Here is a 7,571-nt window from a genome sequence, read left to right as displayed (position 1 = left end):
TTCTCATTGACGAGCAATGCGATCCTGAAATGATCGAGCGCGTGATGGCCGACGAGACAAAGCGCTAGACCGCTAACTCAAAGGTCGCGATACGAAAAATCCGCTCGCCGGACGCTTACGATGGATGTGGTGCTCTCAACGGACAATAGATTGGCCGGAATGGCATCAAGAACCCTCCTTTCCAATTCGGCGCGACTGATGGTTTTGGAGTTGGGGCAAACGTTGTTGCCGAGATGTTCGATCGGCAGATGTTTGCTCCGGTTCTTGCAGCCGTATCGCGCGTTCGCAGTCGTCGAGTACGTTCCACCGCAAAGGCCACACTCAAGAAGGCCGCTGAACAGATACTGCGGCCGGTGCGCCCGGTTGAGCCGGTTGGTCGATGTATGGGCGAAGCTCGCCTCGACCTCAATCTGGCGCTTCTTGACCTTGGACCACAGTTCATCATCGATGATCCGGAGCTCAGGCACCTCTCCGACAACCCATTCGCTTTTGTCGTTCATCCGGGCTTCGCGTTGCTCGGTCTCCGGGTTCTTTCGAAACTGGCGGCGGTTGAACACCAGCCGGCCAACATATGTCTCGTTGTTGAGGATGCCGGTTCCCCGATCACGATGACCACGGATTGCAGTATCGCGCCACATCAAACCCCTTGGCCCTGGCACCGGTGGGACACGGTTATTGAGGTCGATGGCGAGGTCAGATGGTGTGCGTCCGATAGCATACTGGCCGAATATCCAGCGGACGATCTCGGCCTGTCCTTCGTCGACTTCGCGCAAGCCAGCGATGCGGTTGAATTTATCGTCGTGCTCCAGCTTCATCCGGTAACCGTAAGCAATGCCGCCGGCCGCCTTGCCTTTGCGGACAGACGTCTTCATGCCTTCCCGCGTTTTGTAGCGGGTCTGTTCGATCATATCGTGATTGATGATGGAGCGAAGGCCAAGCTCCATATCATTGACCGGCGCTTTGTTCTGCACCGTCCAAAGCTCGACGCCGTGATGGCGGAGCTGCTTCAGGATGCCTGAGCTGTGCTCCATGTCACGGGAAATGCGGTCGACCGACATGCACAGGAGCAGATCAATCCCTCCGCGCTTGATCCGGCGCAGCATGGCTTGAATACCGGGTCGTGTTTTGAGCCTGGTACCGCTGATAGCTTTGTCTTCAAAAACTTCGACAATCTGCCAACCACGTTCATCTGCAAACGCACGGCCGAGAGCGACCTGCGTCTCGATCGATTGCTCATCCTGTAGGTCGCTCGAGTAGCGTGCGTAAAAGATAACATTTTTTGACATCAGAAGCCTTCGGCAGGTCGGTAAGCTTACGTAGTGAAAAATCCGCGATCTCCAAGCCGGCCGACGAAAAATCGATGGCCGGCCAGGATGATGGATCGTCAGGCTTGGCGAAGGCGCCCGCTCGGTAGTCCCGGAAGGCTTGGCTTCCAGAGCGTAGCCTTGAACGCCGCGCTGTTTGCGAACAGGGTTTTTTGGAGCGCGACGCTGGGGAGAATTCCGAAAAGCCCCGTCTCCTTCATCGCCTGATAGACGAATGCGTCGCTGAAGGTCACGCCGAAATAGACGGCGTTCTTCGTGTCCGTCCAGGTGAGATCGACCGCGCGGCCGTTCACATCGACGAGCCACGCGTGCTCAAAGGGAATGCCTAACTCGGAATCCAGCGCGTAGCCCTCCGCGTAATGAAACGGGACTGGATCGTAAGCCAGATACGGATAACGCGCTCGCGTACAGTTACAGTAGCACAGGCCCATCGGCCCAATGCGCAATCCCTTTGGACGCTCGTTGACGTGCGGGAAAAACCGCCCGTACTTCAACAGGGCACCGGCGCGCCCAAATTCCCCCTCATGCGCCGCGTAAAAGCGGAGCAGCTCCAGAAGACCTTCACTTCGATCGGGAGCTTTAGCCGCCGAGGACTTAACAAGCGATACAGCAGACATAGGTTCTCCTTTGCGATTCTGCACATCGTTTCGTTCATCAGTGATTTTGGAAAACGATGGCAGGACCGTGAGAGCCGGTTTGTCCGCCGCTGGCTTCTTTGACGACGAGCCGAAGTTCCGTTTGCACTCTCACATGCGCTGGGACAGCAACGTCGTAAGGCACAAATAGTCCGGATTGCTGAAAGCACAAGATGCTTTCGGGCCTCGGCGGCTGTGGCATGGTCGGATTCGGTCGCTATGGTTAACGGCGTGTTAGCAGGCAGCAAGGCCTTGCTCACTACAGATTTAGCCAACGAATTTATGTCTCCCGAGGGGAACGGAATGCGCGTCTCGATCAGATTGAATGCAGAAATAATTGCCGCATACGCATTCTAAAATGCTCTCTATGATTGAAGTTTGAGCGCTCCCGGTGTCGATGTTCAAGGTGCGTCAGAATGTCGCACTTTGGGGCATTTAGGGGTAAAAGCGAGCAGCAGAAAACCTAATGAAATCAATATAAAGGAAATGATATCAATGTGTTGACAATGGAGGTCGAGTTGACAGGCCGTCCTTCTCCGGTGACCATATGTGTACAGCCTTGAGCTGGACAACGAAGAAAGGTCACGCATGAAGAAGGTCATTGAAATGAATCGGGACAACTATAAGGACATTAGCGGGGAGCCGATTGCCGACGCGCCGGTCGGGGCCGTGACGGAGCCGGAGGCAATAAGCGCCCTCCAGCGCGCGGCGGACAAGATCATCGCGCTCAACAAGAGGTCGGGCGCCCACGCCTTCGATCTCGGATGCACCTTCGCCGAGGCCAAGCCGCTCGTGCCGGAGAAGGCATTCGGAAAGTGGCTCGCGACATTCTCCGACTACACCGTGCGCTCGGCGTGGAACTACATCTCGATCCACGAGCGGCTCCAGAACTATCGTGAGCAGCTTCTCGCTCATGCCGTCATGCCGACGGTGATGTTCGAGCTGGCCAAGGGCGAACCGGAGCAGATCGAGGCGGTGATCACCAGGATGGCGGATGGCGAGCGTATCCGGGTAAAGGATGCCCGCGAGATGCTCGGCAGGAAGCCGAAGGTTAAGAGCGACTTGGCGACCTTCGATACAGCAGGCGTGGCGGGACTTCGCAAAGTCGCCGCGGCAAAAACCGACACAGACGTTGCACGGTTCCAGAAAATGCTGGAGATCGTTCTCAATGAGGTAGAGCTCGCTCTCGAGCCGCTAGCAAAGAAGAAGCCTGTCGTGAAGAAGCCGCTGCAGGATAAAGTCGTGCTCCCGTGCCGGCATGCGCACGACCTCCTCAACAGCATCGGGGCTCCGTTGCAGCCCGATGCCACGACCTACATGAACTGGCGTGCCGCGAAGCTTCCCGAGGGCACCGTCTGGCGGAATGTTCAGGACCTGCTGCACCGTATGGGCGGCGCCGACGATTGGGCGAAGGGCCGGGCGTTCGTTCCGTGGCTCCAGAACGAGGTCGTCCCATTGCTCCGCTTTGTGGTTCACGGTGAAGCGGTCGCCGAAATCGCGGCCGACCTCATCGCCGTGTCGGATGTCGATGAGACGGATACGAGCGAGATCGAGGGTCTGATCCCGCTCGATCAGATGCCGTCACCGGTCGAGGAGGCCTCGGAGGGCGTCGAGTCCACCAGCTGGTATGACCGCAGGAACCGGATGAACTCCGATCGGCAGACTGCCGAGCGTCACGCTGCATAGCAGGCTGCCCCTGCTCAATTTCAAGAGCCCCGCCAACCGTGAGCGGGGCTTTTTACGTTTGGCGCTCCGGTCCGACGCGTCTCTCGTTAACCATGCCGGAGCTCTCTGTTCCGGATGCGTTCTGCCTGCTTGCCGGACCTCAATCTCCGGGCTATGTCGACAGGGTCAGCAGAAACACCTGGTTCTGCAGACACTTAGCAGCCCCCGCCGATGCTGGTAACATCGAACGGAGGCCTGACCCGCAACCTTCTCTCGAAAGGCCACAGGCTATGTCGACCCTTATCTGCTTCGCTTCCGGTCCGGAAGTGTCTTCTCCCCGCTCTCCTGTTGAAACACGTCCGTTCGCCGTCGTGCCGATGCTCGTCGGTCGCACATCGTAACCCGACGTCGGATCGCCGAGCCTGGCATTGTATGCGGAAATTGTTTCCGCATACGCGGGCATTTGTCCGCGGATTTGCCGCGTCTGGCGATCCTGTTTCCAATTAACAGGAGAATTCCATGATCACTATGAAACACAATACGACGCCTGTTTACTCAACCATCGCAGAGGTTGAGGCCCTCCAGTCCCGGCTGGATGCGCTGATCGCCGAGATTGTGGCGCAGACACTTTCCGCCGACCTACTTCGTGGTGCGCTTGTCGCCGGCATGATGGAGATTGCCGCCATCCTTCGTGCCGTGCCGGTCGCCGAAGGACGGCTGCTGGAACGCGGCATCGCCTTGATCGCCAGTCTGAATACGGACCTCGTCGTTCTCACTGGCAACTTGCGCCTTCCGGTGACAAAGGCGGCAACGGAGCTGGTTGAGATGAACGACCCTTCTCTCTTCCGCTCGCTCAGCCTCGATGCCGACAGCAGCGGGCGCAAGAGCTACACGCCCGATCTGCTCATCCTCAATCTCCGAACGTCCGTCGCGCATCTGGTCGACGTGAAGCGAAGCCTCGGCTCCTACGAAATCTCACGGATCGCCGAGCTGAAAAACCGCATGCTGGCGGCAGCGCTTGTGGTTCCCGATCTGCTCTACAAGGAGTACCGCCGGCTCCAGGCGAAGGAGGTCCGGGTCGTCATCCTCAACGCCGAAAACCAGCGCAGTGATCTCGAGGGCGGTGTCTGGCCGCTGTCTCATCTCGATCATCTTCTCGAAGTCGCCGGCGCGGGAGAGGTCATGGCCACCCTGCGAAACCTGTTCCAGGCTCGGATCGAGCGAAACTGGAACGAGGCCCTCCAAAGCCACGGCGGTACGAAGGCAGCCGATGTGGCAGAAGCAGAGCGTTTCCGATTGCGCGATGAGGCGTCGGAGAACGCGCAGATGCCCGAGCCGCCGGGGACGCTGAGTCCTGTCGCACTGCGGCCGACGATCCAGATCGGCTTTGCGCAAGCACCCCGGACCGCCTCGCACTAACGGCCGAGCCCTGCCTTCAACCCACCCTGCCTATTCAACGCCTGTCCGTCGGACACGCGATCAGGAGACGTCTGCCATGACGAACCCCACCTCCAATATTTTGCCCTTCCCGATCCAGCATGCTTCGCACACCCCCGCGTCGCAGTTGTCGGCCACCCAGCCTAAGGTGCCCCGTCTGCCGATCATCGGCGGCAAGGGTCCCACCGCCAGTGAAGAGTACCGCGAACACGTCGCAACCATCGTCGGTACCGTCATCCGTTGCGGCCGCCGAAAGGGACGCAGCCTTTCCAGCCTGCAGCCACAGCTGCGCAAGTGGCTGATCGATCTCTGCGACCGCGATGACCCAACCGCGATCATGGTGCGCGACTGGCTGACCGGCAATCGCCGTTATCTTGCGCGTGTCATCGATCGCGGAGAGCCCGACGGGCGGCGCACATCCACGCACAGCGTCGACAATGGGGAGGGTGCATGATGGAAACCGTCACCGATCGCGTTACGCGCTATCTGCTTGCCCGCATCCGCCGTCACGCAGTTCTTAATCTCTATAACAGTTCCGCCGTTGCTGGACTGCTGGATGAACGTTTTATCGACCACGATGAGGAGCGTGGTACCGTCTGGACTGTTTCCGACGAAGCCCTGCATCTCCTGACAGGCCACCAGATGAACGATCGCCAGTTGGTCACGCAGCGGCTGCGCAAGTCGATGATGTCTGGGTCCGGTCTGGCTCTCGAATTCTACGACGTTGAGGCTGACCGTGACACTGTGCTTCAGGTTCCACCGCATACGAAGCCGACGATTGCGAATGTAGGTGCACCAGACGCTGACAACGGCGCAGATTATATTGCGGGTGGTCTCACCACTGCCGTAGCGGGCCGAACATCACCAAATAAGCGCGACGTCTTCGCCCTGGTACGTCAGCATGTGCCGGCACCGAGTGTTGCACCTGTCGCCGTTGCATTGCTGGTCGCGCGCGCGATCGGATCAAGTCTCTCTGATATCGCCGCTCTTCGCAAACTGATGTCTCGGCCCGACGTCTACGCGTTGATCAAAGCGCCTGTTCCCCGTTTCGAAAGACGCTTTACCCAGATGTTGGAGGACGGGTTGTTGCTCCCGTATCGGATGAAAGTTGGCGATGTCTACCACGGTGCCTCTCTCAGGGAACAGCAGAGCAGTGATCGGAGGACAAGGCCGCGCCGCCCCGTGAAACTGTTGAGCGGCAGGGGCGCGTGCCATTTCGAACACGCGGTCCTGTCGCAGCATCTAGGCGACGCGCTGCTCGATCGGGCAATCCCGGTCATCGTAGTCGACGAAACATCGATCGCACCGTCACCGTCTCTGGCGCTGACGGCCGACATCGTCTTCGAATGTGGCGGACTGGATCATACGCTGCTCGCCGAACTGCTGCATCTCACCCTCGGGATCGCCCCGACGCGGTCGCTGAAACGCATGGAAGCCTTGGCTCTCGATTTGGAAGGCCTTTCCATTGACGATCTGACGTTGTCGATCCGGCCGTCGCACGATCTGGAGACAATTCTGACCACGCTTGCCGCGCTCGGTGACCGGGCACGAAATCGCGACGAGAATGATCAAGACGAGGACAGCGATGGTCGTCGCGGTCGCAGCAGCCGAGAGACCAAGCCGAAAAGCAGGAATGCTGCCTCCAAAGATGCGGGCAAACCGTCCTCATCTCTCGAGGGCGTGGACATCATTCGACCACTTGAGCCGCCTGCTGAAAAGATGGGCGCCGAGACAGATGTCGATGGAATGGCTATGAGCGAACCGTCGGTCGATATGCACATGCACCAATTGCGGATTGAAACATTGTCCGGCTACGGTGAAGGTCGGCAATGGGCACTTGATCTGAAAGACGATCTCCAGGTCTGGCGCGAAGGCGGTCTTGGCTGGAGCGAGATGAATACAAAGCTCCTGCTCTCGGGGCCGCCCGGAACCGGCAAAACAACCTATGCCCGAGCACTTTGCAACACGCTGCAAGTGCCGCTGCTCGTCACCTCGGTTGCGGCATGGCTGGAGCCTGGATATCTCGGCGATGTGTTGAAGCGGATGTCGCAGGCTTTTGAAGCAGCTCGCTCGCATGCGCCGTCGATTCTCTTTATCGACGAGATCGACAACATCGGCAGTCGCAGTGGTGGCCGGCGCGAGCAACACGACGACTACTGGCGCTCCCTCATCAACCGGTTGCTCGAACTGTTGGACGGTGCCTCGAAGACAGAGGGTGTGATCGTTGTCGCCGCGACAAACTTGCCGGATCGGATCGATCCTGCCCTGCTTCGGTCGGGCCGGCTGGAAAAGCATGTCAACATTCCCATGCCGGACACCGATGCGCTGAGCGGTATCCTCGCACATCATCTTGCCACCGATCTCGCCAGTGTTTTGTCGTCAGCGCCGCTCCGGAAATCCATTCGTCACCTGCGTCCACCAAAGGCGAAAGATCGCGATCCGCAGCAGCACCGGAAAACAACCGGACCCCAAAATCCCGACCATGGAAAAGGAGCGCCTCAATGAGCGA

The 7,571-nt window shown here is 58.9% G+C and carries 6 protein-coding genes; 4 read left to right on the top strand and 2 right to left on the bottom strand.

What is annotated here, in order from left to right:
- Positions 1–77: 77 nt before the first annotated feature.
- Both ACP7E0_RS27825 and ACP7E0_RS27820 read right to left on the bottom strand, forming a co-directional pair.
- On the bottom strand, positions 78–1,286 hold the full coding sequence (locus tag ACP7E0_RS27825; protein WP_426129727.1) for a recombinase family protein: 1,209 nt from the start codon (positions 1,284–1,286) through the stop codon (positions 78–80).
- A gap of 98 nt (positions 1,287–1,384) precedes the next feature.
- Positions 1,385–1,942 carry a hypothetical protein gene (locus tag ACP7E0_RS27820; protein ID WP_426129725.1) on the bottom strand — a complete coding sequence of 186 codons (558 nt, stop codon included), beginning with the start codon at positions 1,940–1,942 and terminating at the stop codon, positions 1,385–1,387.
- Between the two features lie 606 nt (positions 1,943–2,548).
- On the opposite strand from ACP7E0_RS27820, the gene ACP7E0_RS27815 reads away from it, so the two are divergent.
- The 4 genes from ACP7E0_RS27815 (at position 2,549) to ACP7E0_RS27800 (ending at position 7,567) form a co-directional block, all read left to right on the top strand.
- Positions 2,549–3,646 (top strand): hypothetical protein, encoded by a 1,098-nt coding sequence (locus tag ACP7E0_RS27815; protein WP_426129724.1) that lies wholly within the window; start codon positions 2,549–2,551, stop codon positions 3,644–3,646.
- A 498-nt stretch (positions 3,647–4,144) separates the two neighbouring features.
- Complete coding sequence (locus ACP7E0_RS27810; protein ID WP_426129722.1) at positions 4,145–5,044, top strand: hypothetical protein; 900 nt, start codon at positions 4,145–4,147, stop codon at positions 5,042–5,044.
- Positions 5,045–5,120: 76 nt separating this feature from the next.
- The gene (locus tag ACP7E0_RS27805; RefSeq protein WP_426129721.1) at positions 5,121–5,516 is read left to right on the top strand and encodes a hypothetical protein; all 396 of its coding nucleotides are present in this window, start codon (positions 5,121–5,123) and stop codon (positions 5,514–5,516) included.
- Positions 5,513–7,567: an AAA family ATPase gene (locus ACP7E0_RS27800; RefSeq protein ID WP_426129719.1), complete on the top strand. Its 2,055-nt coding sequence runs from the start codon at positions 5,513–5,515 to the stop codon at positions 7,565–7,567. Before ACP7E0_RS27805 ends, ACP7E0_RS27800 begins: the two co-directional genes overlap by 4 nt.
- The last annotated feature ends 4 nt before the right edge of the window (positions 7,568–7,571 follow it).

Source organism: Pararhizobium sp. PWRC1-1, from assembly GCF_049897905.1.
GTDB lineage: Bacteria > Pseudomonadota > Alphaproteobacteria > Rhizobiales > Rhizobiaceae > Pararhizobium.
Note: the sequence above shows the minus strand (reverse complement) of the source record. Positions and strands in the feature narration are given on the sequence as shown.

Bases quoted from the DNA above. Each gene is read 5' to 3' on its own strand.
- ACP7E0_RS27825 (WP_426129727.1), bottom strand. From the start codon at position 1,286: ATGTCAAAAAATGTTATCTTTTACGCACGCTACTCGAGCGACCTACAG.
- ACP7E0_RS27820 (WP_426129725.1), bottom strand. From the start codon at position 1,942: ATGTCTGCTGTATCGCTTGTTAAGTCCTCGGCGGCTAAAGCTCCCGAT.
- ACP7E0_RS27815 (WP_426129724.1), top strand. From the start codon at position 2,549: ATGAAGAAGGTCATTGAAATGAATCGGGACAACTATAAGGACATTAGC.
- ACP7E0_RS27810 (WP_426129722.1), top strand. From the start codon at position 4,145: ATGATCACTATGAAACACAATACGACGCCTGTTTACTCAACCATCGCA.
- ACP7E0_RS27805 (WP_426129721.1), top strand. From the start codon at position 5,121: ATGACGAACCCCACCTCCAATATTTTGCCCTTCCCGATCCAGCATGCT.
- ACP7E0_RS27800 (WP_426129719.1), top strand. From the start codon at position 5,513: ATGATGGAAACCGTCACCGATCGCGTTACGCGCTATCTGCTTGCCCGC.